The organism is Desulfovibrio desulfopostgatei, from assembly GCF_053570645.1.
Map to the genome: position 1 here is coordinate 808024 of NZ_JBRBQS010000002.1, position 24347 is coordinate 832370.

General features: G+C 56.4%; 36 protein-coding genes. 32 read left to right on the forward strand and 4 right to left on the reverse strand.

Annotation, left to right across the window (positions count from 1 at the left end; genetic code table 11):
* Window positions 1-8: 8 nt before the first annotated feature.
* Together yfcE and ACUZ9Q_RS03565 are read right to left on the reverse strand one after the other, a co-directional pair.
* Entirely contained in the window at window positions 9-569 is a 561-nt protein-coding gene (gene yfcE, locus ACUZ9Q_RS03560; protein ID WP_449247339.1) for a phosphodiesterase, read from the reverse strand.
* A complete protein-coding gene (locus ACUZ9Q_RS03565) occupies window positions 569-790 on the reverse strand; it encodes a Trm112 family protein (RefSeq protein ID WP_022658140.1) in 222 nt (73 codons plus the stop codon). Before ACUZ9Q_RS03565 ends, yfcE begins: the two co-directional genes overlap by 1 nt.
* A gap of 113 nt (window positions 791-903) precedes the next feature.
* On the opposite strand from ACUZ9Q_RS03565, the gene ACUZ9Q_RS03570 reads away from it, so the two are divergent.
* The 3 genes from ACUZ9Q_RS03570 to ACUZ9Q_RS03580 all read left to right on the forward strand — a co-directional run bounded on the left by ACUZ9Q_RS03570 (window position 904) and on the right by ACUZ9Q_RS03580 (window position 3741).
* Complete coding sequence (locus tag ACUZ9Q_RS03570) at window positions 904-1764, forward strand: PHP domain-containing protein (RefSeq protein WP_192113629.1); 861 nt, start codon at window positions 904-906, stop codon at window positions 1762-1764.
* A gap of 102 nt (window positions 1765-1866) precedes the next feature.
* The gene (locus ACUZ9Q_RS03575; RefSeq protein ID WP_225530076.1) at window positions 1867-3276 is read left to right on the forward strand and encodes a GNAT family N-acetyltransferase; all 1410 of its coding nucleotides are present in this window, start codon (window positions 1867-1869) and stop codon (window positions 3274-3276) included.
* A gap of 141 nt (window positions 3277-3417) precedes the next feature.
* Window positions 3418-3741, forward strand: a complete 324-nt coding sequence (locus ACUZ9Q_RS03580) for a DMT family transporter (RefSeq protein ID WP_192113628.1) — start codon at window positions 3418-3420, stop codon at window positions 3739-3741.
* Window positions 3742-3881: 140 nt separating this feature from the next.
* On the opposite strand, the gene secA is transcribed toward ACUZ9Q_RS03580, so the two are convergent.
* Both secA and ACUZ9Q_RS03590 read right to left on the reverse strand, forming a co-directional pair.
* Entirely contained in the window at window positions 3882-6461 is a 2580-nt protein-coding gene (secA, locus tag ACUZ9Q_RS03585) for a preprotein translocase subunit SecA (protein WP_192113627.1), read from the reverse strand.
* Between the two features lie 376 nt (window positions 6462-6837).
* Window positions 6838-8202, reverse strand: coding sequence for a tetratricopeptide repeat protein (locus ACUZ9Q_RS03590; RefSeq protein WP_323390646.1), 1365 nt, complete (start codon window positions 8200-8202; stop codon window positions 6838-6840).
* A 766-nt stretch (window positions 8203-8968) separates the two neighbouring features.
* On the opposite strand from ACUZ9Q_RS03590, the gene rpsJ reads away from it, so the two are divergent.
* The 29 genes from rpsJ to rplQ all read left to right on the forward strand — a co-directional run bounded on the left by rpsJ (window position 8969) and on the right by rplQ (window position 23570).
* Window positions 8969-9286, forward strand: a complete 318-nt coding sequence (gene rpsJ / locus ACUZ9Q_RS03595; RefSeq protein WP_022658146.1) for a 30S ribosomal protein S10 — start codon at window positions 8969-8971, stop codon at window positions 9284-9286.
* Between the two features lie 12 nt (window positions 9287-9298).
* The gene (gene rplC, locus ACUZ9Q_RS03600; protein ID WP_192113626.1) at window positions 9299-9928 is read left to right on the forward strand and encodes a 50S ribosomal protein L3; all 630 of its coding nucleotides are present in this window, start codon (window positions 9299-9301) and stop codon (window positions 9926-9928) included.
* An 11-nt stretch (window positions 9929-9939) separates the two neighbouring features.
* Window positions 9940-10572 carry a 50S ribosomal protein L4 gene (rplD, locus tag ACUZ9Q_RS03605; protein WP_192113625.1) on the forward strand — a complete coding sequence of 211 codons (633 nt, stop codon included), beginning with the start codon at window positions 9940-9942 and terminating at the stop codon, window positions 10570-10572.
* A 1-nt stretch (window position 10573) separates the two neighbouring features.
* Complete coding sequence (gene rplW / locus ACUZ9Q_RS03610; RefSeq protein WP_192113624.1) at window positions 10574-10864, forward strand: 50S ribosomal protein L23; 291 nt, start codon at window positions 10574-10576, stop codon at window positions 10862-10864.
* A 2-nt stretch (window positions 10865-10866) separates the two neighbouring features.
* Complete coding sequence (gene rplB, locus ACUZ9Q_RS03615; protein ID WP_192113623.1) at window positions 10867-11715, forward strand: 50S ribosomal protein L2; 849 nt, start codon at window positions 10867-10869, stop codon at window positions 11713-11715.
* A gap of 9 nt (window positions 11716-11724) precedes the next feature.
* A complete protein-coding gene (gene rpsS / locus ACUZ9Q_RS03620; protein WP_022658151.1) occupies window positions 11725-12009 on the forward strand; it encodes a 30S ribosomal protein S19 in 285 nt (94 codons plus the stop codon).
* Between the two features lie 9 nt (window positions 12010-12018).
* Window positions 12019-12357, forward strand: a complete 339-nt coding sequence (rplV, locus tag ACUZ9Q_RS03625) for a 50S ribosomal protein L22 (protein WP_022658152.1) — start codon at window positions 12019-12021, stop codon at window positions 12355-12357.
* Between the two features lie 3 nt (window positions 12358-12360).
* Complete coding sequence (rpsC, locus tag ACUZ9Q_RS03630; protein WP_192113622.1) at window positions 12361-13002, forward strand: 30S ribosomal protein S3; 642 nt, start codon at window positions 12361-12363, stop codon at window positions 13000-13002.
* On the forward strand, window positions 13002-13415 hold the full coding sequence (gene rplP / locus ACUZ9Q_RS03635; protein ID WP_022658154.1) for a 50S ribosomal protein L16: 414 nt from the start codon (window positions 13002-13004) through the stop codon (window positions 13413-13415). The genes rpsC and rplP overlap by 1 nt, the downstream gene beginning before the upstream one ends.
* Window positions 13416-13646, forward strand: coding sequence for a 50S ribosomal protein L29 (gene rpmC, locus ACUZ9Q_RS03640; RefSeq protein ID WP_192113621.1), 231 nt, complete (start codon window positions 13416-13418; stop codon window positions 13644-13646).
* A gap of 2 nt (window positions 13647-13648) precedes the next feature.
* A complete protein-coding gene (gene rpsQ, locus ACUZ9Q_RS03645) occupies window positions 13649-13912 on the forward strand; it encodes a 30S ribosomal protein S17 (RefSeq protein ID WP_022658156.1) in 264 nt (87 codons plus the stop codon).
* 9 nt (window positions 13913-13921) lie between these two features.
* Window positions 13922-14290, forward strand: coding sequence for a 50S ribosomal protein L14 (gene rplN, locus ACUZ9Q_RS03650; RefSeq protein ID WP_022658157.1), 369 nt, complete (start codon window positions 13922-13924; stop codon window positions 14288-14290).
* 9 nt (window positions 14291-14299) lie between these two features.
* Window positions 14300-14632 carry a 50S ribosomal protein L24 gene (rplX, locus tag ACUZ9Q_RS03655; protein WP_022658158.1) on the forward strand — a complete coding sequence of 111 codons (333 nt, stop codon included), beginning with the start codon at window positions 14300-14302 and terminating at the stop codon, window positions 14630-14632.
* Between the two features lie 9 nt (window positions 14633-14641).
* Window positions 14642-15181 (forward strand): 50S ribosomal protein L5, encoded by a 540-nt coding sequence (gene rplE, locus ACUZ9Q_RS03660; RefSeq protein ID WP_022658159.1) that lies wholly within the window; start codon window positions 14642-14644, stop codon window positions 15179-15181.
* 10 nt (window positions 15182-15191) lie between these two features.
* Window positions 15192-15377, forward strand: a complete 186-nt coding sequence (locus ACUZ9Q_RS03665; protein WP_012624307.1) for a type Z 30S ribosomal protein S14 — start codon at window positions 15192-15194, stop codon at window positions 15375-15377.
* A 102-nt stretch (window positions 15378-15479) separates the two neighbouring features.
* The gene (gene rpsH, locus ACUZ9Q_RS03670) at window positions 15480-15860 is read left to right on the forward strand and encodes a 30S ribosomal protein S8 (RefSeq protein WP_022658160.1); all 381 of its coding nucleotides are present in this window, start codon (window positions 15480-15482) and stop codon (window positions 15858-15860) included.
* 10 nt (window positions 15861-15870) lie between these two features.
* The gene (gene rplF / locus ACUZ9Q_RS03675) at window positions 15871-16410 is read left to right on the forward strand and encodes a 50S ribosomal protein L6 (protein WP_022658161.1); all 540 of its coding nucleotides are present in this window, start codon (window positions 15871-15873) and stop codon (window positions 16408-16410) included.
* An 11-nt stretch (window positions 16411-16421) separates the two neighbouring features.
* A complete protein-coding gene (gene rplR, locus ACUZ9Q_RS03680) occupies window positions 16422-16781 on the forward strand; it encodes a 50S ribosomal protein L18 (protein WP_192113620.1) in 360 nt (119 codons plus the stop codon).
* Between the two features lies 1 nt (window position 16782).
* Window positions 16783-17295: a 30S ribosomal protein S5 gene (gene rpsE / locus ACUZ9Q_RS03685; protein ID WP_022658163.1), complete on the forward strand. Its 513-nt coding sequence runs from the start codon at window positions 16783-16785 to the stop codon at window positions 17293-17295.
* 2 nt (window positions 17296-17297) lie between these two features.
* Complete coding sequence (gene rpmD, locus ACUZ9Q_RS03690) at window positions 17298-17474, forward strand: 50S ribosomal protein L30 (RefSeq protein ID WP_022658164.1); 177 nt, start codon at window positions 17298-17300, stop codon at window positions 17472-17474.
* A gap of 17 nt (window positions 17475-17491) precedes the next feature.
* Window positions 17492-17956 carry a 50S ribosomal protein L15 gene (gene rplO, locus ACUZ9Q_RS03695; protein ID WP_449247340.1) on the forward strand — a complete coding sequence of 155 codons (465 nt, stop codon included), beginning with the start codon at window positions 17492-17494 and terminating at the stop codon, window positions 17954-17956.
* A gap of 121 nt (window positions 17957-18077) precedes the next feature.
* Window positions 18078-19391, forward strand: coding sequence for a preprotein translocase subunit SecY (gene secY, locus ACUZ9Q_RS03700; RefSeq protein ID WP_192113619.1), 1314 nt, complete (start codon window positions 18078-18080; stop codon window positions 19389-19391).
* Between the two features lie 61 nt (window positions 19392-19452).
* Window positions 19453-20247: a type I methionyl aminopeptidase gene (gene map / locus ACUZ9Q_RS03705; protein ID WP_192113618.1), complete on the forward strand. Its 795-nt coding sequence runs from the start codon at window positions 19453-19455 to the stop codon at window positions 20245-20247.
* A gap of 137 nt (window positions 20248-20384) precedes the next feature.
* On the forward strand, window positions 20385-20498 hold the full coding sequence (gene rpmJ, locus ACUZ9Q_RS03710; protein WP_005027799.1) for a 50S ribosomal protein L36: 114 nt from the start codon (window positions 20385-20387) through the stop codon (window positions 20496-20498).
* Between the two features lie 15 nt (window positions 20499-20513).
* A complete protein-coding gene (gene rpsM / locus ACUZ9Q_RS03715) occupies window positions 20514-20882 on the forward strand; it encodes a 30S ribosomal protein S13 (RefSeq protein WP_022658169.1) in 369 nt (122 codons plus the stop codon).
* A gap of 123 nt (window positions 20883-21005) precedes the next feature.
* Window positions 21006-21395, forward strand: coding sequence for a 30S ribosomal protein S11 (gene rpsK / locus ACUZ9Q_RS03720; RefSeq protein WP_136399285.1), 390 nt, complete (start codon window positions 21006-21008; stop codon window positions 21393-21395).
* Between the two features lie 47 nt (window positions 21396-21442).
* Window positions 21443-22069, forward strand: coding sequence for a 30S ribosomal protein S4 (rpsD, locus tag ACUZ9Q_RS03725; protein ID WP_022658171.1), 627 nt, complete (start codon window positions 21443-21445; stop codon window positions 22067-22069).
* Between the two features lie 12 nt (window positions 22070-22081).
* Window positions 22082-23125 carry a DNA-directed RNA polymerase subunit alpha gene (locus tag ACUZ9Q_RS03730; protein ID WP_022658172.1) on the forward strand — a complete coding sequence of 348 codons (1044 nt, stop codon included), beginning with the start codon at window positions 22082-22084 and terminating at the stop codon, window positions 23123-23125.
* Window positions 23115-23570: a 50S ribosomal protein L17 gene (gene rplQ / locus ACUZ9Q_RS03735; RefSeq protein ID WP_192113617.1), complete on the forward strand. Its 456-nt coding sequence runs from the start codon at window positions 23115-23117 to the stop codon at window positions 23568-23570. The genes ACUZ9Q_RS03730 and rplQ overlap by 11 nt, the downstream gene beginning before the upstream one ends.
* The last annotated feature ends 777 nt before the right edge of the window (window positions 23571-24347 follow it).

Here is a 24347-nt window from a genome sequence, read left to right on the forward strand (position 1 = left end):
AAACCTGATTAGCGCGGTGCGAGGGCGTGGCGCAAGATTTCGCCGCCCTGCATGTCCAGCACGCAAAAGACGCCGTTTTCTATAAGGCCGTAGGTGCGGGGCGAGCCGCTCTTGGGCAGGGAAAGGGAGCCGGGGTTCCAGAAGTGCAGGCCATCAATGGTTTCGCCGCGCGGCACATGGGTATGCCCGCGCAAGAGCACCGTTCCGGCCTTGATGCCGGGGCACGGCGGGCGCTCTGGAAGGTGGTGCCCGTGGCTGGCAAAAATGCTCAGCCCGTCTGCTTCAATCCAGGTGGATTCTGTGACTGCAAAGGGCAAAAGGCACAGATCAACCTCGGCATCGCAGTTGCCGCGCACTGCCATCACCGGGCAGGGCAAGGCCGAAAGATCGGGCATGGTTTGCAGTACAGAGCGGGTGTCGTAGCCCTGCGGCAGGGGGTTGCGCGGGCCGTGGTAAACCAGATCGCCGAGCAGCACCAGTGCGTCAGGGGTAAGCTCACGCGCTTTTTCCAGCAAAAAAAGCAGACTTTCAACAGACCCGTGCAGGTCGGAGGCAACAAGCAGACGCATCAGGCGCATTCCTTGGCAGCAGGGTGTTCCCTGTTCCAGTCTTCAAGGGGAATCGCTTCTTCCACAAGCATGATGGGAATATTGTCGCGCACTGGATAGACCACGCCGCAGGCCTTGCAGGCAAAGGCGGCGACTGAACCGTTGTCTTCCAGCGCCACAAGGTTGCCCAGGCATTTGGGGCAAGCCAGAATTTGCAGTAACTCGCGGGTTTCCATAGGCATAAAGAATCCTTCTGTTAATCGTGAGGGGGTAGTCTATCTCCAAGCGTCTTCCAGTTCAAGGCTTGCCCCATATTGTCATTTTGCGGTATAATAATTATCCCATGAAAGATAGTATGAAGTTTATCGATCTGCACACGCATTCCACCGCTTCTGACGGTACGGACACACCGGCCCAGCTTGTGGGCAAGGCCCATGCCGCAGGCCTTGCCGCAGTGGCAATTACTGACCACGATACCCTGTCTGGCCTTGATGAGGGGCAGCGGACCGGGCGCGAGCTTGGTATTGAGGTTGTGCGCGGCTGCGAAATTTCGACAGGCACGGAACTGGGCGAACTGCACATTCTTGGCTTGTGGCTACCGGAAAATCCCCAGCCTTTGCTGGAAAAACTGCGCTGGCTGCGCGAAATGCGGGCAGAGCGCAATGTAGGCATAGTAAAAAAGTTGCAGGATCTCGGCTACGACATCAGCATGGAAGAAGTGCTGGCGGCGGCCAGGGGCGAAAGCGTGGGGCGACCGCACATCGCGGCTGTGATGCTTCGCAAGGGATTCGCCAAGGATCCCCGGCAGGTTTTCAAGGAATTTCTGGGCAGCCGGGGCAAGGCATATTTACCCAAAACCGTGCTGGAGCCTGATGAAAGCGTCCGGTTGCTGGCCTCCATGGGGGCGACGGTATGCCTGGCGCATCCGCTGCTCTGGAAGGCCCCCGCCGGGTGGCTGGATTCCATGGTGGCCCGCCTCAAGGAATACGGGCTCAGCGCCATTGAGGCCTACCACAGCGAGCATTCCGAGGCCGATATACGCACCTGCCTGGCCCTGGCCAAGCGTTTTGACCTTGGCGTTTCCGGCGGATCGGACTATCACGGATCAAACAAGCCCACTATCCGTCTGGGACAGGGCTACGGGGGCTTGCGCGTCAGCTCGGCTGTGCTTGAAGGCTTGAAAGAACGCCGCGACGCTGCCGGCCTCCATATCTGATCAGCCCCCCAACCGCCCGTTTGCGGCGGCCAAGTCAAACCTCTTGCGCAATCGGGTCACCCGATGTACAGCGGTTTTCCACACTTATCTGGAAGGCATTGCATGCGTATTCTTCATAAACAGCAACATCTTCCCCCTCTTGAGGGGCCACGGCTTGAGCCGCATCCTTTTCGTGGCGCAGGGGTTCCCCCTGACGAACGCGATGGCGCGCCGCTTGTTCCCGTTGCCCGACCCGAGCGCGGGTCAGCCGCGCAGGGCACTGCCGCCCCCCACAGAGAAGCCCCTTCGGGCAAGGACGTAGGCACAGAAGCCTTTGAATTGCGCCAGCTTGGCGAAGAAGATTTTGAGGAGTTTGAGGCCCTGCTGCGCTACGCTTTTCAGGTCAGCACATCTGAAATGGCCCGCATCGGCTGGTCTGACATGGAGATGAAGCAGTCCAAGATGCCCATATTTGAGGCATCGCACGTCATGGGCTGGTTCTACAAGGGGCACCTTGCCTCGCAGATCGTCATCTACCCGATGGAAGTGAATATCCAGGGCGAAATCTGCAAAATGGGCGGCATCACCGGCGTGGCAACGTATCCCGAATACACGGGGCGGGGGCTGATCCATTCGCTCATCGGCAAAAGCCTTGAATACATGCGCTCGCAGCAGCAGATAGTTTCCTATCTCTGCCCCTATTCCATCCCCCTGTACCGCAAGCACGGTTGGGAAATTGTTTCGGACAAGATGACCTTTGCCATCAAGGACACCCAGCTTCCCAAGCGCCACCCGGTGGACGGGCAGATCGAGCGCGTGGACATCGAGTGCGAAGACCTGCACCGCGTTTACAAGTATTTTGCCCTTCAGGAACACGGCGCGCTTATTCGCGGCAAGCTGGAGTGGGAGGAATACTGGCGCTGGGATTCGGACGACGTCATGGCGGCGGTGTACTACAGCGCCGACGGCAAGCCCCTGGGCTATGTTATCTACTACATTGAGAACGAAGTTTTCAGCATCAAGGAAATGGTCTACCTGAACCAGGAGGCCAAATACGGCATCTGGAACTACATCAGCGCCCATTTTTCCATGATCACCAAGGTGGAAGGCGCCAACTACACTGGCGAACCCATTGCCTTCCAGTTTGAAGACAGCGAAATTGACGAGAGCATTCAGCCCTACGCCATGGCCCGCATTGTGGATGTACAGCGCTTTATCGAACAGTATTCCTTCCAGTTTGAAGACCCCAAATTGACGCTTGAACTGGAAGTGAGCGATGTCATGGCCCCGTGGAACAACGGGATATTCCATGTAAGCTGGCGTGATGGGCGCACGTTTTGCGAAAAGGTAAGCACCTGGAGCACAGGGCATCGCCTTTCGCTGGATATCAAAACGCTCACGACCATGCTCATGGGCTACAAGCGCCCCACCTATCTGTACAATAATGACCGCATCGACATGGACTATCATCTGCTGAAAACGCTGGAGACGCTGATCCCGCCGGACAAGCCGTATTTTTCGGATTATTTCTGATTTTCGGGATCAGGCTTCGCGGGTTGACACATCTGTGGGCAGATGGCAGTTGTACGCCGTTCCGTGGATGCATTGTTCTGTTCTTTTGGGTTTCCGCAGGCCGTGCCTTTTTATCCGAGCCCACGCAAAGGAGTATTGGATATGGCATGGTTTGCATTGAGTTTGGCAGTGGTTACCGAGATTTTGTGGGCGCTCAGCCTCAAGTGGGCTTCTTCGTTGGGCAACTGGCAGGCTGCGGCAGTGCCCATTGCGCTGAGCTTTGTGAATATGGGCCTGCTGGCGCTGGCCATGCGCGGGCTCCCGGCGGGTATGACCTATGCCCTCTGGACAGGTGCTGGCACGGTGGGCGTGGTCCTGGGCGGGGCGCTTTTTTTCGGCGACAAGGTTTCGCTGCCCCAGCTGTTTTTCATTGCCCTGATTATCATTGGCAGCGTCGGGACAAAGTTTTTTTCATCCCAGGCATAGGACGTCTTGTCTGCCGCGCCGCGTGATCGGCGCGCGCGAGTATAGTTGCAGCATACGCACAGAGCATGGAACATAAAAAGGCGGGGTTGTCCCCGCCTTTTGTATTTCTAGGTATCGCGCTTGTGGCGCAATATAAATAGTTATTTATCCTGCCCGCAGCACTTTTTGTACTTTTTGCCGCTGCCGCAGGGGCAAAGGTCGTTGCGGCCAATACGCGGCGCGGCTTTGGCGGGCTTCTTGGGGTCTTCCGAAATGCTGCCGCCGCTGGAGTAAGAAAGCTGCGAGCTGCTTTCCTTATGACGGTATTCCCGCGACACGGGAGAATGCTGCGGCTCTTCGATCGGCGCTTCCACCTCCTGCTGTTCCGGCTCGGCGGCGATAGGCTCAATCTGCACCCGGATACGCGTAAGGGCGCGGAACACGCTCTCTCGAATCTGGAACAGCATGGCCTGGAACATTTCAAAGCCTTCGCGCTTGTACTCCAGCTTGGGATCGCGCTGACCGTAGCCGCGCAGACCTATGCCGTCGCGCAGGGCGTCCATGTTGCGCAAATGTTCTTTCCAGCAGCGGTCAAGCTCTTCCAGCAGGAAGTAACGAAGGATGTCGGCATAGGTGGGGCCGGTTTCTGCCTTGAGCTTGTCAAGAATGCCCTGTGCCATAACCTCGGTTTCTTCGCGCTCGGGCAGGCGCGCGCCTTCTTCAAGCACCCTGTCAAGGTTGAAAACCTCGCGCAGACGCGCCAGAGCTGCGGCGCGGGCTTCGTCCTGGCTGTCCACAGGCAGGGATGCCAGCGGGCTGTATACGTCGTCCAGCACATCGCTCATGAATTCCTGCAAAACAGGCTCAAGGTCTTCTTCAACCATGAGCTCGCGGCGCAGGGTGTAGATAACTTCGCGCTGCTGGTTCATGACGTTGTCATAATCGAGCAGTGTTTTGCGTATTTCAAAGTGGTGGGCTTCCACACGCTTTTGAGCGCCTTCCACAGCGCGGGTAACCATGGCGTTCTCAATGGCTTCGCCATCGCGCAGTCCCAGTTTTTCCATGAGGCCCTTGATGCGGTCGGAGCCAAAGAGACGCATGAGGTCGTCTTCCAGCGAAAGGTAGAAGCGCGAAGAGCCGGGGTCGCCCTGACGGCCCGAGCGGCCACGCAGCTGGTTGTCGATGCGGCGGCTTTCGTGGCGTTCTGTGCCGAGAATGTGCAGGCCGCCCAGATCCACAACGCCTTCGCCCAGCATGATGTCCGTGCCGCGGCCAGCCATATTGGTGGCAATGGTGACGCGGCCTTTCTGGCCTGCCAGCGCCACGATTTCGGCTTCTTTTTCATGCTGCTTGGCATTGAGCACGCTGTGCGGGATACCGAGCTTGCTCAGTCGATGCGAAAGCATTTCGGACGTTTCAATGGAAATTGTGCCCACAAGCACTGGCTGCTCTTTTTTGTGCAATTCGGCAATGGCTTCAACAATGGCGTCAAACTTTTCCTGCCGCGACCGGTAGATAAGGTCAGGATAATCCTTGCGAACCATGGGCCTGTTGGGCGGAATGGAGATAACCTCGAGGCTGTAGATCTGATGGAATTCCACAGCTTCGGTATCCGCAGTACCCGTCATGCCCGAAAGTTTGTCGTACAGGCGGAAGTAGTTCTGGAAGGTGATGGAGGCAAGCGTCTGGTTTTCAGCGGCAATGGTGACGTGTTCCTTGGCTTCCAGAGCCTGATGCAGGCCATCCGAATAGCGGCGGCCAGCCATAAGGCGGCCAGTGAATTCGTCAACAATAATAACCTGATCTTCTTGAACAATATAATCCACATCGCGCTTGAAAATCTGATGCGCCTTGAGCGACTGCATCACATGGTGCTGGGCCGTAATGTTTGCGGGATCAAAAAGGTTGTCCAGCTTGAGCAGCTCTTCGCACCGGGCTACGCCTTCATCGGTGAGCATGGCGGTGCGGGCCTTTTCGTCAACCGTGTAGTGCTCAGGGGTGAGCTGACGGACAATGTCGTCCACAGTGCGGTACATGCCCACCGATTCATCAGATGCGCCGGAAATGATGAGCGGCGTTCTGGCTTCGTCGATGAGGATGGAGTCCACTTCGTCCACAATGGCAAAATTGTGCCCGCGTTGCACCAGCTGGTTGGCGTAGAACTTCATGTTGTCGCGCAGATAGTCAAAGCCGAATTCATTATTGGTGCCATAGGTGATATCCTTGGCGTATTCGGCTTTGCGCTCTTCGTCATCAAGGCCATGCACAATAACGCCCGTGCTCAGGCCGAGGAATTCATACAACTGGCCCATCCAGGCCGAGTCGCGCTTGGCGAGGTAGTCGTTGACCGTGACCACATGCACGCCCTTGCCTGACAGGGCGTTGAGCACCACGGGCAGGGTAGCTACAAGGGTTTTGCCTTCACCGGTCTTCATTTCGGCAATCTTGCCCTTGTGCAGCACCATGCCGCCGATGAGCTGCACGTCATAGTGACGCATACCCAGTCTGCGGCTTGAGGCCTCGCGCACCAGAGCAAAAACTTCGGGCAGCAGAGCTTCCAGAGTTCTGGTGCCGTCCTGCACTTCCTGACGGTATTGCGCTATGCGTACAGGAAAATCGGCATCGGCCAGTTGCTGCATTTCAGGCTCGAACGCATTGATGCGCTGCACCATGGGGCGGAGCTTGCGCAAGTAGCGGTCGTTGGTGCTGCCGAAGATTTTTTTGAAAAGAAAACCAAACATGAAGTCTCCTTACTAGAGCATTTTCACTTTGAAATGCTCGCTTACCGACTAAGTATATCTACTGTCTCGTCCGTAATGGGAAAGCAACCGTGGCGAGGATTTTTCAGTATCCGCGCTGTGCAGACAAACATTTTCGGTCTGATCTGTCTAGCACAATGGGCAGTCGCTTGCGCAGCGCAAACACCAATGTTGGGTGCGCTGCGGAATGTGCTGAATGCGCAGTGTCTTACCCAAAGGGGACAATACACGGCATCCCTTAAAAATAAGACATAACATTGAGGTTGGCAATGTGACGCTCCAAAAATATTATTGGTCAAAGAACAGGTGGGGAGGTGCAAGTGCGCCTATACCCGTGCCAGCAGACAACCTCGCAGAATCACTTTTTTGCACGCTCCAAGCCTTGAAGGGCAAGTTGCATGCCGGGCTTGAGGGCAAGGGCCAACTGAAAAAACTGTACCGACCTGTCACGGTCGCCTGACTGAAGAAAGACCGCTCCAAAGTTACAGGCGATGGAAGCGCTGCTCTTGACCATTTCCGGGTCCAGATCCAGAGCTCTTACCAGATTTGCCTTGGCCTGGATAAAATCCGCGCCTTCGGCAAAGGCCATGCCTACATTATAATAGAGCGTTGGATCGTCAGGGGCGATTTTGATGGCGCGCTTGTATTCAGTGATGGCGTCCTGCCAGCGGCCCTGCCTGCGCAGGCTGATGCCAAGCTGGTTGAACAGGGCCAAATCTTCCCGGCCAAGGCGCTTGCCCTTGGCTTCAAGACTGTTGCGCAGAAATTTTTCTGCCTTTTCCGGGTCGCGCTCGCCATAAATGCCGGCAATACGGCTTGAAAGCGCGCTGAGGCCATCGGCAGCTTCCCGGTTCATCTGCACCACAGCTTTTTCAAAAAAGGCCTCGGCCTTTTCCACATCGCCGTTTGCCAGGTGGGCCTCGCCAAGGCTCACTTTGCGGTTCACGTTGAGGGGCGAGATCGAATCCAGTTTTTCGAGGTAACGCACCTGCTGGGGCACATCCCCTATTTCCGCGTACATTTCTGCAAGGCGCTGAAGCGGAGCGAGGTAGAGATCGGCAGATTTTGCGGCGGATTCGTAGGCAATCCGGGCTTTGTCGTATTGCTGGGTGGCGCGGAAAATATCGCCCATAAGCAGAAACGCCGCAGCGCTGCCCGGCTTGAGTTGCAAAACCTTCTGGCAGGCTGTCAGTGCCATGTCGTATTTTTTTTGCGCCAACAGTTTCTTCGCCACGTCAATGACCTGCCCCAGCTTGCTTTGCGGCCTGAGGGTAAAAGCCATTTTTTCAATAAGCGTATTGGCAGAAACAGGCTTGGCAATAAAGTTGTCCGCCCCGACTTCGTGAAGCAGCATGAGGCGGTCGCGCTGCACATCGCCCGTAAGCACAATAATCTTAAGCGCGGTAAAGGCCTGCTTGATCTGGCCAACTAGGAAGCTCAGATCTTGTCCGCCTATACTGCGCTCCATGAAGATAAGAGGGGCAGGGTGCCGGGCCAGAATGTCTCGCAGCTCGCGAAGCATCATGCGGGGGTCCGCAATGGCGGTAAAAATGCTCTGAGCCGTAAGGCCCATCTCTTTGGCAAGGGTAAGGCGCAACTGCGTACAAAAGGCTTGGTCATCGCTCACTGCCAGGATATGCCCATTCTCTTTAGTAATGTAATTAATGACAGTGTCTTGGTATGAATTGAGTTTTGCCCTGTTGGAGGCTTCAATCATGGACATGGGATCTCCTGAAAATATTGACAGCTAAGATGACAAGTTAGCGCAAAATAGTGAAGACTGTGCGACAAAAGGGAGTCATCTTGGCAAATTGCCGGAAGGGTGCGCTCTTTTAATTTTTTGCAGGGGTAAGCGTCAAGGAGTAAGATTGGCGCGGCAAAAAACCTGGATGACGTGATAAAAATAATGCAAAAATGGCTTGACGTTCAAGGGGAACTTGGATAGAAAAAATCTCCGCGCGATAAGAAGCGATTTTTATCGGCGTCCCTGGACGGCAGGGAAGGGTGGGTTGAGCCCATTCTGATGCACCCCAAAGCGACCACAGTATCTGGTTGCAGAGGGTTTTGACATGTGCAGGCGTTACCGAATGCCGGACAATGTCGAGCCGTTCCAGCCCAAAGACGGATCCCACCGCAGCCCCCAGGCCGCGCGTGACCCGGGGCTGTAAGGTAGGGGGATAGCCCCCATTTGGTGACCCTGCGGGACCGCTTAGCTGCTCTTTCTATGAGCGGCTTAGCCTGGGCGACGCTGGGGAGCATCACGCGGATGATGCAGGCGCGTTCAGGCGTCCAATCTTCCGAATTCTTCCTGAAATTTCAGGCGTGATGCGCGCATTAGCGCAACCCCTTACGTTGCTCCGTTTTCCGTTCCTTGCCAGGGTGAGGTCGGCCCTTCGGGCCATGCTTCATGGCCCGCGTATGCTGTGAAGGAGCCCGCGCTCGTAGCCCAAAAGGCCGCGCGGGATGTTTTTGCAAACGGAGTAGGCACAATGACGACAGTTAGCAGCGATCGCATTCGGATCAAGCTCAAAGCCTACGATTACCGCATTCTGGATAAAGCCGTTGCGGAAATCGTGGATACGGCGCGCAATACCGGTGCCGGTGTGGCGGGACCAATTCCCCTGCCCACCAACATTCACAAGTACACCGTGCAGCGTTCCGTGCATGTGGACAAAAAGTCCCGTGAGCAGTTTGAAATGCGCATTCACAAGCGGCTCATGGATATCCTGGAACCCACGCAGCAGACCGTCGACGCGCTGGGCAAGCTTTCGTTGCCCGCCGGTGTGGACGTGGAAATCAAGCTCTAGCGAGAGGCAGTCATGGCTGAGAAAATGGGAATTTTGGGTCGCAAACTTGGTATGACCCGCATATTTGACGGCGCTGGCGCTGCCGTGCCCGTCACGGTGATTGAGGCCGGTCCGTGCCCCGTCACCCAGGTCAAAACTGCGGAGACGGACGGCTACAACGCCGTTCAGATCGCGCTGACCCCCGCTAAGGAAAAGCACAGCACCAAGGCTATGCAGGGACACTTTGCCAAGGCTGGCAAGGGTCTTTTCCGCCATCTGCGCGAAATCCGCCTTGCGGGTGCGCCGGAGCAGGAGCTGGGTCAGGAACTGACCGTTGAAATTTTCGCCGCAGGCGATACGGTCAAGGTGACCGGCACAAGCATGGGTAAAGGCTACCAGGGGCGTATGCGCCGCTGGAATTTTGCCGGTTCCAAAGATACCCACGGCTGCGAAAAGGTGCACCGCAACAATGGTTCCATTGGTAACAACACCTTTCCTGGCCACGTTTTTAAGGGTCGGAAAATGGCGGGCCATTGGGGCAATGAAACCGTTACGGAAATGGGCCTGACCATCGTTGATGTGCGTCCTGAGGACAACGTCATTCTGGTCAAAGGTTCCGTGCCCGGCCCCAAGAACGGGCTGGTGCTGATCCGCAAGCAGTAGAGGAAGCAGCAATGGCTACCGTGAAAGTATATGACCAGAACAAGCAGGAAAGCGGCGAAATTACGCTGGCTTCCGACGTGTTCGAAATCGAGGTGAGGCCCGAAATCCTCAATCTCGTGGCGCGCGCCCAGATGGCGGCCAAACGCGCCGGCACGCATATGGTAAAGACCCGTGCGCTGGTTTCCGGCGGCGGTGCTAAGCCCTGGAAGCAGAAGGGTACGGGCCGCGCCCGTTCCGGCTCCAACCGTTCGCCCATTTGGCGCGGTGGCGCCATCATCTTCGGACCCAGCCCCCGCGATTACAGCTTCAAGGTTAACAGCAAGGTGCGCGCCCTGGCCATGAAGATGGCCCTGTCGAGCCGCCTGGCTGCCGCGACCCTGATGGTGGTCAAGGGTATTGAACTGCCCGAAGCCAAGACCAAGCATTTCGCCAAGGTTGCCGACACGCTGGGCCTTTCCAAGGCTCTCATCGTGGCTCCCGCCGAAGACAGCGCGCTGACCCGTTCCGCTCGCAACATTCCGGGCCTCACCATGACCACTGTCGATCGCCTGAGCGTGCTTGAAATCCTCAAGCACAAGCAGCTCGTTCTGCTTGAAGGCGCCATCGAACCTGTTCAGGCGCGTTTCGCAAAGAAGGGGGCGTAAGATGGAAACCACTTCTGTTCTGCTCAAGCCCCTGCTGACCGAAAAGACGACCTTGATCAAGGACGAAGCCCAGCAGGTGGCCTTTATGGTCCACACCCTGGCCAACAAGCTTGAAATCAAGCAGGCCGTGGAAAAGGCTTTTGATGTTAAAGTGGAAGCCGTCAACGTAGTGCGCCGCGCCCCCATGAACAGGGAGCGCCAGGGTCGCGTTGTTGGCCGTAAGCCCGGCTGGAAGAAAGCGTATGTTACGCTGCGCCAGGGCGATAAAATTGAGTTCTTCGAGGGAGTGTAATCATGGCTGTCCGCAAGCTGAAACCGACCTCCGCGGGGCGTCGCTTCCAGACGGTTTCCGACTTTGAGGAAATCACCCGGACGCGCCCTGAGAAGTCGCTCACTGAAGGCCTCACCAAAAAGGCCGGTCGCAACAATCTGGGTCGAGTCACCAGCCGCCGTCGCGGTGGTGGTGTCAAGCGTCTGTACCGCATCATCGATTTCAAGCGCGACAAGACCGGCGTTGAAGCCACTGTTGCGCATATTGAATACGATCCCAACCGTACCGCCCGTATCGCGCTGCTGCACTATTCGGACGGCGAAAAGCGCTACATCCTCGCTCCGGTTGGCTTGAAGCAGGGTGACAAGATCATGTCCGGCATCAACGAACGCAATGGCGTCGTGGCCGACATCAAACCTGGCAATGCTTTGCAGATGGCCCGCATCCCTGTGGGTACCGTTGTGCACAACATTGAGCTTTACCCCGGAAAGGGCGGTCAGATGTGCCGCGCCGCCGGTACCTACGCCCAGCTGGTCGCCAAAGAAGGCAACTACGCCCTGCTGCGTTTGCCCTCGGGCGAAGTGCGCAAGGTGCTTGCTACCTGCGTGGCTACCGTGGGTCAGGTGGGCAACGTGCATCACGAAACCATCTCTCTGGGCAAAGCTGGCCGCAACCGCTGGCTGGGTCGTCGTCCCAAGGTTCGCGGCGTTGCCATGAACCCCATCGACCACCCCCTGGGCGGTGGCGAAGGCAGAAGCTCTGGTGGCCGTCATCCTGTGTCGCCTTGGGGTATGCCTGCCAAGGGTTACAAGACCCGCGACAAGAAGAAGGCCTCTTCCCGGCTGATCATCAAACGCCGCGGCCAGAAGTAGGAGTAGCTCATGCCGAGATCGTTGAAAAAAGGGCCGTTTGTTGACGGCCATCTGATGAAAAAGGTCGACAGCACCGTGGCCAACAGCGACCGCCGTGTAGTCAAGACCTGGTCGCGCCGCTCGACCATCCTGCCCGAAATGGTGGGACTGACCTTTGCGGTGCACAATGGCAAGAAGTTCGTGCCGGTGTTCGTTACCGAAAACATGGTTGGTCACAAGCTGGGTGAATTCTCGCCCACTCGTACCTTCCATGGGCATGCCGCCGACAAAAAGGCCAAGGCCGGCAAGAAGTAGGGTAGGCATATGGAATCTAAAGCTATTGCAAAATTCCAGCGCGTTTCGCCGCGCAAGACCCGTCTTGTGGCCAAGAACGTGCAGGGTCTTGGAGTGGAGGAGGCTATGAACCTTCTGCGCTTCACGCCCAACAAGCCCGCTGGCGTGCTTTTCGGCGTGCTCAAGAGCGCGTTGGCCAATGCCTCGCAGCTGGGCGGCGTTGATGTGGATGCCATGGTGGTGAAGGAAATCGTGGTGAACGAAGGCCCCACCTGGAAGCGCTTTATGCCCCGGGCCCAAGGCCGGGCGACCAAGATTCACAAGCGCACCAGCCACATCACCGTTATACTCGCAGAAGGGCAGGAATAGGCTATGGGTCAGAAAGTACATCCGTTCGGGTTCCGGCTTGGGTACAACAAGAATTGGCAGTCCCGCTGGTTCAGCAAGAAGGAATACCCTGCCTTTGTCTATGAAGACAGCAAAATCCGCGCGTTCGTGAAGAAGCTCCTGTTTCATGCCGGGGTTTCCAAGATCGAGATCGAACGTGCCGGCGGCAAGGTACGGCTTATCCTTTCCACCGCTCGCCCCGGTATTGTTATCGGCCGCAAGGGTGTGGAAATCGAAAAGCTTCGCAACGATCTTCGTCAGAAGTTCGGCCGCGAGTTCTCTCTTGAAGTGAACGAAATCCGTCGCCCCGAAGTGGACGCCCAGCTGGTGGCCGAGAACATCGCCCAGCAGCTCGAGCGCCGCGTGGCCTTCCGGCGCGCCATGAAGCGTACCGTGTCCATGGCCCGCAAGTTTGGCGGCGAAGGCATCAAGGTAACCTGCGCCGGACGTCTGGCCGGTGCAGAAATCGCCCGTACCGAATGGTACCGCGATGGCCGAGTGCCCTTGCAGACCCTGCGTGCCGACATTGACTACGGTTTTGCCGAAGCGCACACCACCTACGGCATCATTGGTGTCAAGGTGTGGATCTATAAGGGTGAAATCCTTGACAAAGAGGTTGATCAGTAATGCTTGCGCCCAAAAGAGTTAAATTCCGCAAGTGGCAGAAAGGCCGCCTGCGTGGCCTGGCCACCCGCGGCGCCACCATTGCGTTTGGTGATATCGGCCTTAAAACCGTGCAGCATGGCCAGCTTTCCAGCCAGCAGATTGAAGCTGCTCGTATCGCCATGATGCGTCACATCAAGCGTGGCGGCAAAGTGTGGATCCGTGTGTTCCCCGACCGCCCCGTAACGGCCAAGCCTCTGGAAACCCGTCAGGGTTCCGGTAAGGGCGCACCCGTGGGTTGGTGCGCTCCGGTCAAGCCCGGCCGCGTGCTGTATGAAATCAAGGGCGTGAGCCTTGACCTCGCGCGTGAGGCGCTGACCCGCGCCGCTCACAAGCTGCCCGTTAAGACCATCATTGTGGTGAGGGAGGGCATCTAAATGGCTGCCAAGAAAAAGACCGAAACCGCCGCCCGGCCCGCCGCGCAGGATCTTCGCTCCATGAGCGTGGAACAGCTGCGCACGGCTCTTACCGAGCAGCGCCAGGAACTGATGAACGCCCGCTTCAAGCATGCCGCTGCGCAGCTTGAAAAGACTTCCGAACTGAAAGTCATGCGCAAGCAGGTGGCGCGCATCGAGACCGTATTGAACGAAAAGGAACAGAGGGCCTGAACATGCAAGCTCTGGAAGATCGCAAGGGCAGAATGCTGACCGGCATTGTGGTGAGCGACAAGAACGACAAAACCATTGTCGTGCGCGTCGAGACCCTGGTCAAGCATCCTCTGCTTAAGAAGTATGTGAGGCGCCGCAAGAAGTTCACGGCTCATGATCCCATGAACGAATGCGGTATGGGCGACAAGGTTAAAATTGTGGAGTTCCGTCCGCTTTCGCGCAACAAGCGCTGGCATCTGGTCTCCATCATTGAAAAAGCCGTGTAGGGTAGTGCCATGATCCAGGTAGAATCGACGCTTCAGGTGGCCGATAATTCCGGCGCCAAAAAGGTTGCCTGCATCAAGGTGCTGGGCGGTTCACACCGCCGCTACGCCTCGGTGGGCGACATTATCGTGGTTTCCGTTAAGGAAGCAATGCCCCACAGCAAGGTTAAGAAGGGCGATGTTATGAAGGCTGTTATCGTGCGTACCGCTAAAGAAGTGCGTCGCATGGACGGCAGCTACATCAAGTTCGACGGCAACGCCGCTGTGCTGCTCTCCAACCAGGGTGAGCCGGTGGGTACGCGTATCTTTGGCCCCGTGGCCCGTGAGCTGCGCGCCCAGAACTTTATGAAAATTATTTCGCTGGCCCCGGAAGTGCTGTAGGAGACCGTCATGAAAATGTATCGCATCCGCAAGGACGACAAGGTGATGGTAATCGCCGGCAAGGACGCGGGCAAAATCGGCAAGGTGCTGAAGATCCTGCGCAAGAAGGATCGCGTGCTTGTGGAAAAGACCAACATGGTCAAGCGCCACATGCGCCCCAACCCCTATGCCCAGCAGCCTGGCGGTATCGTGGAAAAGGAAATGCCTATCCACGTGTCCAACCTTATGGTTGTCTGCTCTGCCTGCGGCAAGGCCACTCGAGTGGGTTACAAGACCATCGAGTCCGAGGGCAAGGAAAAGAAAGTGCGCTTCTGCAAAAAGTGCAACGAAGTAATGGAATAAGGTGATACGATGACACGCCTTGAAAAGATATATAGAGAGAAGGTGGTTCCGGTACTGCAGAAGGAGTTCAGTTACTCCTCTTCGATGCAACTGCCCGGTATCGAAAAGATCTCTCTGAACATCGGCCTTGGCGCCGCTAGCTCGAACAACAAGCTGATGGAAGAAGCCATGGCGGAACTTACCGCGATTGCTGGCCAGAAGGCTGTGGTTACCCGGGCTAAAAAGTCCATCGCCGCATTTAAGCTGCGCGAAGGCATGCCCATTGGTGTGCGCGTCACCCTGCGCAAGGAACGCATGTGGGACTTTCTGGACAAGCTCATGAACTTTGCCCTGCCCCGAGTGCGTGACTTCCGTGGTATCCCTGACCGCGGTTTCGATGGACGCGGCAATTTCACCCTGGGCATCAAAGAACACACCATCTTCCCTGAACTGGAAGCTGACCGTGTTGAAAACCCCAAGGGCATGAACATCACCATCGTCACCACGGCGGCCACGGACAAAGAAGGCAAGTTCCTTCTCGACCAGCTTGGCATGCCGTTCCGCAAGTAGGAGTTAAGCCATGTCCCGTACTTCTCTGGAAGTAAAGGCCAAGCGCAAGCCTAAGTTCAGCGCCCGCGCCTACAATCGCTGCCCGCTTTGCGGTCGCCCCAGGGCTTTCCTGCGCCAGTTCGGCATCTGCCGTATCTGCTTCCGCAACATGGCCCTTCGTGGTGAACTGCCCGGCGTGCGCAAGTCGAGCTGGTAAGATTTCCGGGCGTGCAAACGCCCGGGAGGCGCGCCTCGCGCGCCAGCGGGAAGTGGCGGCATAGTGCCGTCAACCCCGCCCCCAAACTCTCAGGAGCATTCGATGTTGACAGATCCCATTGCGGATATGCTCACCCGCATCCGCAACGCGCATTTGGCCCTGCACAAGGAAGTAAATGTGCCGAGCTCGAAGATGAAGGAATCTTTAGCCGCCATCCTCAAGCAGGAAGGTTACGTCGAAGACGTGGCCGTGGCCGAAAAAAACATTGTTATTACCCTTAAGTACCAGAAGGGAAAGCCCGTCATCAGCGGGCTGAAGCGTGTGAGCACGCCCGGTCGCCGGGTTTATGTTGGCGCGCATAACATCCCCAGGGTGCAGAACGGCCTCGGCATCTGCATTTTGTCCACGTCCAGCGGCGTGCTGGACGGCATGACCGCCCATGAGAAGAAGGTGGGCGGCGAACTTCTGTGCGAAATCTGGTAGGCGGTGCACCATGTCGAGAATAGGTAGACTGCCCGTTGCCGTTCCCAATGGCGTTGAAGTCAAGATCGGAACGGATGTTGTGGAAGTTAAAGGGCCCAAGGGCTCGCTGAGCACCCCTGTCTGCTCTCTGCTCACTTACGAGCAGGCCGATGGTCATGTGACCCTTGGCCGTATAGAAGATACCCGCCAGAGCCGTTCGCAGCACGGCCTGCGCCGCACCCTTCTTGCCAACTGCATTGAAGGCGTTACCAAGGGCTTCTCCAAGGGCCTGGAAGTTATCGGCGTCGGTTACCGCGTGGCGGTCAAGGGCAACATTATCGAGCTTTCTGTGGGCTATTCCCACCCTGTGCTCGTTGAACTGCCCGACGGCATCAAGGCCGTGGTTGAAGGTCAGGTTCTGACCCTCTCCGGCATCGACAAGGAACTTGTGGGCGAAATGGCCGCCAAGATTCGCCGCATTCGTAAGCCTGAACCCTACAAGGGCAAGGGCATCAAGTACGTTACCGAGACTATCCGCCGCAAGGTTGGTAAGTCCGGCGGCAAGAAGTAGGGGGGCGCGTCATGAAATACAGCAAGAACGAATCCCGGCAGCGCCGCAAGATCCGTATCCGCAAGAAAGTCAACGGCACCTTCGAGCGCCCGCGTCTGGTTGTGTTCAGGTCCAACCTGCACATCTACGCCCAGATCATCAACGATCTGGACGGCGTGACCCTGGCTGCCGCCTCTACCCTTACGCTTTCCAAGACCGAAGCCGGCATGCACTGCAACAAGAGCGGCGCCGAAATGGTGGGCAAGGAAATTGCCCGGATGGCCAAGGAGAAGAATATCAATCAGGTGGTATTCGATCGCAACGGGTACATTTATCACGGTCGCGTCAAGGCCGTAGCCGACGGCGCCCGCGAAGGCGGCTTGGAGTTCTAATATGCGTCAGGAAAATACTGAAACTCAGCAGAACGAGTTGGGCGAAATCGAAAAGATCGTTTCCCTCAACCGCGTGGCCAAGGTCGTCAAGGGCGGTCGCCGTTTCAGCTTCAGCGCCCTCGTTGTTGTGGGCGATGGCAAGGGCGGCGTGGGCTTCGGTCTGGGCAAGGCCCAGGAAGTGCCTGAAGCACTGCGCAAAGCCACTGAACGCGCTCGCAAGAACCGCGTCCAGGTTGCCCTTGTTGAAGGCACCCTTCCTTATGAAGTGCTCGGTCGTTTCGGCGCCGGTCGCGTCATGCTGAAGCCCGCCTCTGAAGGTACCGGCATCATTGCCGGCGGTGCCGTGCGCGCCGTCATGGAAGCCGTAGGCATCCGCGACGTCCTCGCTAAGGCTATTGGTACCAACAATCCGCACAACGTGCTTCGTGCCACCATGCAGGGCCTCGTTTCCCTGCGCAGCGCCGAAGATGTTTCGGCTCTGCGCGGCAAGAAGCTGGAAGCCCCGAGGAAGTAACCATGGCAGAAATCAAGGTAAAACTCGTGCGTTCGCGCATCGGCTCCACGCCTGCGCAGCGCAAGCTGCTGGACTCCCTTGGCCTCAAGCGCCGCGAGATGGTCAAGACGTTCAAGGATACCCCGGCTATCCGGGGCATTATCGCCAAAGTTCCGCATATGGTTGCCGTTGTTGAGTAACGGCCAAAGGATATACCATGCAACTGCACAATCTGTTTCCTTTTCCGGAAGAGCGTAAGACCCGCCGTCGCGTGGGCCGTGGCTCTGGCTCCGGTCTGGGCTGCACTGCGGGCAAGGGCCACAAAGGGCAGAACGCTCGCGCCGGTGGCGGTGTCCGCCCTGGTTTTGAAGGCGGCCAGATGCCCCTGCAACGCCGTTTGCCCAAGCACGGTTTTAAAAACGCCCCCTTTAAGGTCACCTACGACATCGTCAATCTTGATGCGCTCGTGTCGGCCTTTTCGGGCAAAACCACCATCACCCTTGACGACATGTACGCTCGCGGTATTGTCCGCATGGGCGCGCCCGTGAAAATTCTTTCGCGCGGCGAAGTCTCAGGCGCTCTGTCGGTGGAGGCTCACAAGTTCAGCCAGGCTGCTGCGGAAAAGATCCGCCAGGCTGGCGGCAACGTCACTGAGCTGGAAGCGGTTTCTGCCGCTGAATAATTCAGGTGGCCGCGCGCAAGCGCGGCCTCACGGCTTTCACTGGCGTCATTGCCCGCCTCACGGCGGGCAATGACGTTGCGCACATACTGCGCCACAGGCGCACAAACGCAACGAGTGTTTCATGGCAGTAGGATCGGCAAACAATATGGCGGGCCAGGCTTCGCTGACCAAACGCATCGGCTGGACCTTCCTGATTTTGTGCTGCTACCGCATTGGCGTTCATGTGCCCATTCCGGGCGTTGACGCTTCTGCGCTGGCGTCGTTTTTTCAAAGCATGTCCGGCACGCTTTTCAGCCTGTTCGACATGTTTTCCGGCGGCGGCCTGTCCAACGTCTCGGTGTTCGCTCTGGGCGTCATGCCTTACATTTCGGCAAGCATTATCATCCAGCTTTTGCAGGTGGTCAGCCCCGACATCAAGCGCATGGCCAAGGAAGAAGGGCAGGCGGGGCGGCGTAAAATTACGCAGTACACCCGTTACCTCACAGTGCTTATCACCCTGGTGCAGGGCCTCGGCATTGCCGTTGGTCTGGAAAATATGACCAGCCCCGCTGGCGCGCCCGTGGTTCTGGCACCCGGCTGGCATTTCCGTCTTGTGACCATGGCGACCTTTACGGCTGGTTCCGTGCTGGTCATGTGGCTTGGCGAGCAGATCACTGAGCGTGGTATCGGCAACGGTATCTCGCTGATCATTTTCTGCGGTATTGTGGTGGGCATTCCCCGCGGCATCATCCAGTCTGTGGCTCTTATACAGGCTGGCGACATGAGCATTTTCATGGCGATTGTTATCGTGGTCCTGATGGCCGCGGTTACGGTAGCCATTGTGTTCGTTGAACGTTCGCAGAGAAGAATCCCCATCAGTTACGCCAAGCGTCAGGTTGGACGTAAAATGTACGGTGGTCAGAACTCGCACCTGCCTTTGCGTCTGAACACGGCGGGCGTTATTCCGCCTATTTTCGCATCATCGCTTTTGCTGTTCCCTGCTACTATTGGTCAGTTTTCGACCAACCATTATGTAAAGCAGGCAGCCGATTTCTTCTCGCCGCACGGCGTTGCTTACAACGTCCTGTATGTGGCCTTGATGTTCTTCTTCTGCTATTTTTACACGGCCATCATTTTTGATCCCAAGGATATGGCTGAGAATCTTAAGAAGAACGGCGGTTTCATCCCCGGGATTCGTCCTGGTGAAAAGACCCAGGAATACGTGGACACGGTGCTTTCGCGGCTGACCCTTTCGGGGGCCACCTATATTTCAATAGTCTGCCTGCTGCCCATGCTGCTCATCAGCAACTTCAACGTGCCTTTCTATTTTGGCGGCACGAGCTTGCTGATCCTTGTGGGCGTGGCCATGGACTTCATGAATCAGGTGGAATCACACATGATTTCCAGCCAGTATCAGGGCCTCATGGCCAAGGCGCGGAAGAGCGGCAGGCTCTAGAAAGTCGGGGCAGGCCTCTGGCTTGCCCTTCGCTTTCGCAAGCGCGGATGGTGATTGTATAATGAAAAAGTATCACGGCGCATTCATCAAGAATGAAAGGGAAGTGGCCTGCCTGCGGGAAGCAAACCGCATGGTGGCCAACATACTGGATGCCGTGGGCGATGTGGTGGAGCCGGGCCTGCCTACCATGCGTCTTGAAGAGTTGGCGCGCGACATGTGCTCCGACTATAAGGTAAAGCCGGCGTTTCTGGGCTACTGCGGTTATCCTTTCGCCCTGTGCTGCTCGGTCAACGAGCAGGTGGTGCATGGTTTTCCTTCTGCGCGGCTGCTTAAGGAAGGCGATATCGTCAGCATCGACATGGGTGTTGTGTATGAAGGTTTTGTGGGCGATGCCGCTCGTACCTTTCCGGTTGGCAAGGTCAGCGATGAAGCACGCAAACTCATGCGGATAACGGAAGAAAGCCTGTACGTTGGCATTGAACAGGCCCGGGCTGGCAATGATGTCTATGACATCGGCGCGGCTGTTCAGGATTATGTTGAGGCCGCCGGTTTCAACGTTGTGCGACGTTTTGTTGGGCATGGCGTGGGCGCGAAAATGCATGAAAAACCCGAAGTTCCGAACTTCAGGCCTGGCATGCGTGGGTTGACCTTGCAAAACGGCATGGTCATTGCCATCGAACCCATGGTAACTGTTGGCACCTACGAAGTGGACATTCTGGACGACCAGTGGACCGCCGTGACTCGCGACGGTTTGTGGGCCGCTCACTTTGAACACAGTGTTGCCATAACCCCAAATGGCCCCCAGATTCTCAGCATTTCGGACCGTGGTTTGAACCGGCACACAATTGAAGGTTGACATCAGCGTTAAAGCTGGATAAAGATTTCCGTTCCCGTCCTTAATTTTGAGGACTGCGGCCTGTTGTTCTATCGTGGCGAAGCCGCAAGCCGGATCTTTATTTGGTCAATGCAATGGTTTCTTATTGGAGATGAGGTATGAAAGTAAGACCTTCCGTCAAGAAAATATGCCCCAAGTGTAAGGTTATCCGGCGCAAGGGAGTGCTTCGAGTTATCTGCGAAAACCCCCGGCACAAGCAGCGCCAGGGCTAGGGCAGGAGACTAATTGTGGCGAGAATAGCAGGTGTTGATTTGCCTCGCGGCAAACGGGTGGACATTGCGCTCACCTACATTTATGGCATTGGCCGTACCACGGCCATGAAAATTCTGGATACCACCGGCGTTAACTGGGAGCGTAGCATTGACGACCTCTCCGCTGACGAAGTTAACGAGATCCGTAAGGAACTCGAACAGAACTACAAGGTGGAAGGCGACCTGCGTCGCGAAATCTCCAGCAACATTAAGCGCCTTATGGACATTGGTTGTTTCCGTGGTCTGCGTCACCGTCGCGGTTTGCCCGTGCATGGTCAGCGCACCCATACCAATGCCCGCACCCGTAAGGGACCCCGCCGCGGCGCCGTAGGCAAGAAGAAGTAGCGGTGCGGCTGCGCTTGTCGCAGTTTGTAAAGCGGATGCAGCAATAGTGCTGCCGTGAGGACGAACGGATTTTTCCGCCATTGGCGGAAAAGAATCTGACAAGCTTCCAATTTGAGGTTAGTTATGGCCAGACCCAAGAAAGTGGTCAAGAAAAAGGAAAAGAAGAACGTGCCGGTGGGCATCGCCCACATCCAGGCTTCGTTCAACAACACCATCATTACTTTTACGGATACGCGCGGCAATGCTGTCTCCTGGGCCTCCTCTGGCCAGAGCGGCTTTAAGGGTTCGCGTAAGTCCACCCCCTTTGCTGCGCAGGTTGCCGCTGAAACGGCTGCCCGCAAGGCTCAGGACAACGGCATGCGTACCGTGGGCATCTATGTGAAAGGCCCCGGTTCCGGTCGTGAAGCCGCCATGCGCGCTATTTCGGCTATCGGCTTCAAGGTGGCGTTCATCCGCGACGTTACGCCCATTCCGCACAATGGCTGCCGGCCGCCCAAGCGCCGCCGCGTCTAGTTTGCGCCTAGCGTAAACCGCGCCTAAACCGTAAGAGGTAAAGATAGATGGCTAAATATACTGAAGCCAAGTGCCGCATGTGCCGTCGCGAAGGCTGCAAGCTTTTTCTGAAGGGCGACCGTTGCTTCACTGACAAGTGTGCATACGACCGTCGTCCTTATGCCCCCGGTCAGCATGGCCGTGCGCGCAAGAAGGTCAGCGAATACGCAGTGCAGCTGCGTGAGAAGCAGAAGACCCGCCGCGCTTACGGCATTCTCGAACGCCAGTTCCATGGCTACTTCGAGAAGGCCGAAATGCAGAAGGGCGTTACTGGTACCAACCTGCTCGTTATTCTTGAACGCCGCCTCGACAACGTGGTGTACCGCCTTGGGTTTGCCAACTCGCGCAACCAGGCTCGTCAGCTCGTGCGGCACGGCATTTTCACCCTTAACGGCCGCAAGGTGAACATTCCTTCCTTGCAGGTTCGCGTGGGTGACAGCATTGAAGTGCCCGAAAAGAACCGCAAGATTCCCGTGCTTGCAGAAGCTCAGGAAGTCATTGCGCGTCGTGGTTGCCCCGCCTGGCTTGAGGCCGACGGCGCAGCTTTCAAAGGCTCTGTCAAGGCGCTGCCGCAGCGTGACGATATCCAGTTCCCCGTCAACGAGCAGCTGATTGTCGAACTTTACTCGAAATAAGCGGGGGTTCGCATGCTTATAAAACAGGGCGAACGCCTTATAAATGCACGCAACTGGTCAGAGCTTGTAAAGCCCGATCAGATCATGCGCGAAGAAGAAACCGCCAGCATCACGCATGGCAAATTCATTTGCGAACCGTTGGAACGGGGCTACGGCACCACCATCGGCAATGCAATGCGCCGGGTTCTTTTGTCGTCCCTTCAGGGTGCGGCCTTTGTGTCGGTGAAAATCATCGGCGTGCAGCATGAATTCACCACTGTGCACGGTGTTCTTGAAGACATCACTGATGTCATTCTGAACATCAAGCAGGTTCGCCTGCGCATGGACACCGATGAACCACAGCGCATTACCCTGCGCGTTGACCAGAAGGGTCCGGTGACCGCCGGGCACATCATGGGCAACCAGCATGTTGAAGTGCTCAATCCTGATCAGCACATCGCCACCCTCACCGAGGATGTCGTGCTTGAAATGGAATTTGAGGCTCGCATGGGCAAGGGCTATGTGCCTGCGGACATGCACGAGGGACTGAACGAGGAAATCGGCGTTATCAAGCTGGATTCCAGTTTCTCCCCTGTGCGCAAGGTGGCCTACACCGTGGAACAGGCTCGTGTTGGCCAGATGACCAACTATGACCGCCTGTTGCTGGAAGTATGGACCGACGGCTCCCTCACACCCGAGGATGCCATTGCCTACAGTGCCAAGATCATCAAGGACCAGATTTCTGTGTTCATCAACTTTGATGAACGCGTGTCTGGCGACATGCGGCACGGCAGCGGCGAGAGCGGCGAAATCAATGAGCATCTGTACAAGAGCATTGACGATCTTGAATTGTCGGTGCGCGCTACAAACTGCCTGCGCGGCGCCAACATTGCCCTTGTGGGCGAACTGGTGCAGCGTTCGGAAGGCGAGATGCTCAAGACCAAGAATTTTGGTCGCAAGTCGTTGGATGAAATCAAGGGTGTTCTTTTGGACATGGGCCTTGACTTCGGCATGAAGGTCGATTCCTTCGACAAGAAATATCAGGAATGGAAAAGGAAGCAGCAAAATGAGGCATAGCAATTCCGGCAGGAAACTCTCGCGTACGCCTGCGCACCGTAAGGCCCTGTTGCAAAATCTCGCTAAGGCCCTGCTGATCCACGGCAAAATCCGCACCACGGAAATTAAGGCCAAGGAGCTGCGCCGGGTGGTGGAACCCCTGATCACCCTTGCCAAGCGCAACGACCTGCACGCCCGCCGCCAGGCATACCGTGTGTTGAACGATCACGCTCTGGTTAAGCGCCTTTTTGACGAGATCGGCCCTGTTTTCGCCGGTGTTCCCGGCGGTTACACCCGTATCCTTAAGCTGGCCATGCCCCGTAAGGGCGACAACGCCCCCATGGCCATTATTGAGCTTTCTCGCGCTCTTGAAGCTGCTCCCGCTACGGAAGCCGCCGCTGAAGAAGCGCCTGCCAAGCCCAAGCGTACCCGCAAGCCCAAGGCTGAAGAAACCGCCGAAGCGTAAGAGCTTTGCTGGTTTGATGAATACTGACAAAGGGGCGCTATGCGCCCCTTTGTCGTTTTGCTTTGCAATCATTCCTGGCAGAAAGCCGTCTGCTCCGGTGCGGCATCCCATGCGCACACAGATGCACACACCGGCCCCGATCCAAAACCGATTTTTCAAAAACTGATTCTTCAAACAACAGGCCAGCTCCCAGCTCCCCCATCCTTTTACAGATTACGGCGCACAAAACTCTGCCCTATTCTTCCTCCTTCGCTGTTGAGTAATTTTCTAAGAAATCTATTCCTTGGCCCCTGCGAGTGTCCCAATTGATCTCTTGTGTTTGATTCGAGGCTGCCCATTTGTTGGGCAATGATCTTAGATTGACCGGATCTTTTGACGGTAGTCCCGAGCCTGGGTGCTAAAGCAGGCCTTCCCAAAAAGCTGTTAGTTAGCTGACTTCCGTGAACTTTCCTGAAGTTCAAGATGATGCAGGCAGCATTGGTAGTGGGATATCATCTAGTGGCGTTCAGTCCCAGACAGTTTTATGCTCATCCCAAATATCAAAGCGTAAGCTTCCAAAAAAACGCTCTCTGATTCACGCAGTTCAAAGCGGTGTAGTTATTCCTCAAATTTTTTTATAACTTACTAATTATACATAGTTATAACTTTTTTAATTGTTGAATGCGTCTTGTTATAAAAGGCACAATCTCCTGAAATCACGGGATCAGCCCAATTTATTCCAAATCCTCCATAACTTTTGTTATGGAGGATTTTTTATTGCGTGATGATAAAAATAAA

Coding starts and splice junctions, on each gene's coding strand:
- yfcE (WP_449247339.1), bottom strand. CDS start 569: ATGCGTCTGCTTGTTGCCTCCGACCTGCACGGGTCTGTTGAAAGTCTG.
- ACUZ9Q_RS03565 (WP_022658140.1), bottom strand. CDS start 790: ATGCCTATGGAAACCCGCGAGTTACTGCAAATTCTGGCTTGCCCCAAA.
- ACUZ9Q_RS03570 (WP_192113629.1), top strand. CDS start 904: ATGAAGTTTATCGATCTGCACACGCATTCCACCGCTTCTGACGGTACG.
- ACUZ9Q_RS03575 (WP_225530076.1), top strand. CDS start 1,867: ATGCGTATTCTTCATAAACAGCAACATCTTCCCCCTCTTGAGGGGCCA.
- ACUZ9Q_RS03580 (WP_192113628.1), top strand. CDS start 3,418: ATGGCATGGTTTGCATTGAGTTTGGCAGTGGTTACCGAGATTTTGTGG.
- secA (WP_192113627.1), bottom strand. CDS start 6,461: ATGTTTGGTTTTCTTTTCAAAAAAATCTTCGGCAGCACCAACGACCGC.
- ACUZ9Q_RS03590 (WP_323390646.1), bottom strand. CDS start 8,202: ATGTCCATGATTGAAGCCTCCAACAGGGCAAAACTCAATTCATACCAA.
- rpsJ (WP_022658146.1), top strand. CDS start 8,969: ATGACGACAGTTAGCAGCGATCGCATTCGGATCAAGCTCAAAGCCTAC.
- rplC (WP_192113626.1), top strand. CDS start 9,299: ATGGCTGAGAAAATGGGAATTTTGGGTCGCAAACTTGGTATGACCCGC.
- rplD (WP_192113625.1), top strand. CDS start 9,940: ATGGCTACCGTGAAAGTATATGACCAGAACAAGCAGGAAAGCGGCGAA.
- rplW (WP_192113624.1), top strand. CDS start 10,574: ATGGAAACCACTTCTGTTCTGCTCAAGCCCCTGCTGACCGAAAAGACG.
- rplB (WP_192113623.1), top strand. CDS start 10,867: ATGGCTGTCCGCAAGCTGAAACCGACCTCCGCGGGGCGTCGCTTCCAG.
- rpsS (WP_022658151.1), top strand. CDS start 11,725: ATGCCGAGATCGTTGAAAAAAGGGCCGTTTGTTGACGGCCATCTGATG.
- rplV (WP_022658152.1), top strand. CDS start 12,019: ATGGAATCTAAAGCTATTGCAAAATTCCAGCGCGTTTCGCCGCGCAAG.
- rpsC (WP_192113622.1), top strand. CDS start 12,361: ATGGGTCAGAAAGTACATCCGTTCGGGTTCCGGCTTGGGTACAACAAG.
- rplP (WP_022658154.1), top strand. CDS start 13,002: ATGCTTGCGCCCAAAAGAGTTAAATTCCGCAAGTGGCAGAAAGGCCGC.
- rpmC (WP_192113621.1), top strand. CDS start 13,416: ATGGCTGCCAAGAAAAAGACCGAAACCGCCGCCCGGCCCGCCGCGCAG.
- rpsQ (WP_022658156.1), top strand. CDS start 13,649: ATGCAAGCTCTGGAAGATCGCAAGGGCAGAATGCTGACCGGCATTGTG.
- rplN (WP_022658157.1), top strand. CDS start 13,922: ATGATCCAGGTAGAATCGACGCTTCAGGTGGCCGATAATTCCGGCGCC.
- rplX (WP_022658158.1), top strand. CDS start 14,300: ATGAAAATGTATCGCATCCGCAAGGACGACAAGGTGATGGTAATCGCC.
- rplE (WP_022658159.1), top strand. CDS start 14,642: ATGACACGCCTTGAAAAGATATATAGAGAGAAGGTGGTTCCGGTACTG.
- ACUZ9Q_RS03665 (WP_012624307.1), top strand. CDS start 15,192: ATGTCCCGTACTTCTCTGGAAGTAAAGGCCAAGCGCAAGCCTAAGTTC.
- rpsH (WP_022658160.1), top strand. CDS start 15,480: ATGTTGACAGATCCCATTGCGGATATGCTCACCCGCATCCGCAACGCG.
- rplF (WP_022658161.1), top strand. CDS start 15,871: ATGTCGAGAATAGGTAGACTGCCCGTTGCCGTTCCCAATGGCGTTGAA.
- rplR (WP_192113620.1), top strand. CDS start 16,422: ATGAAATACAGCAAGAACGAATCCCGGCAGCGCCGCAAGATCCGTATC.
- rpsE (WP_022658163.1), top strand. CDS start 16,783: ATGCGTCAGGAAAATACTGAAACTCAGCAGAACGAGTTGGGCGAAATC.
- rpmD (WP_022658164.1), top strand. CDS start 17,298: ATGGCAGAAATCAAGGTAAAACTCGTGCGTTCGCGCATCGGCTCCACG.
- rplO (WP_449247340.1), top strand. CDS start 17,492: ATGCAACTGCACAATCTGTTTCCTTTTCCGGAAGAGCGTAAGACCCGC.
- secY (WP_192113619.1), top strand. CDS start 18,078: ATGGCAGTAGGATCGGCAAACAATATGGCGGGCCAGGCTTCGCTGACC.
- map (WP_192113618.1), top strand. CDS start 19,453: ATGAAAAAGTATCACGGCGCATTCATCAAGAATGAAAGGGAAGTGGCC.
- rpmJ (WP_005027799.1), top strand. CDS start 20,385: ATGAAAGTAAGACCTTCCGTCAAGAAAATATGCCCCAAGTGTAAGGTT.
- rpsK (WP_136399285.1), top strand. CDS start 21,006: ATGGCCAGACCCAAGAAAGTGGTCAAGAAAAAGGAAAAGAAGAACGTG.
- rpsD (WP_022658171.1), top strand. CDS start 21,443: ATGGCTAAATATACTGAAGCCAAGTGCCGCATGTGCCGTCGCGAAGGC.
- ACUZ9Q_RS03730 (WP_022658172.1), top strand. CDS start 22,082: ATGCTTATAAAACAGGGCGAACGCCTTATAAATGCACGCAACTGGTCA.
- rplQ (WP_192113617.1), top strand. CDS start 23,115: ATGAGGCATAGCAATTCCGGCAGGAAACTCTCGCGTACGCCTGCGCAC.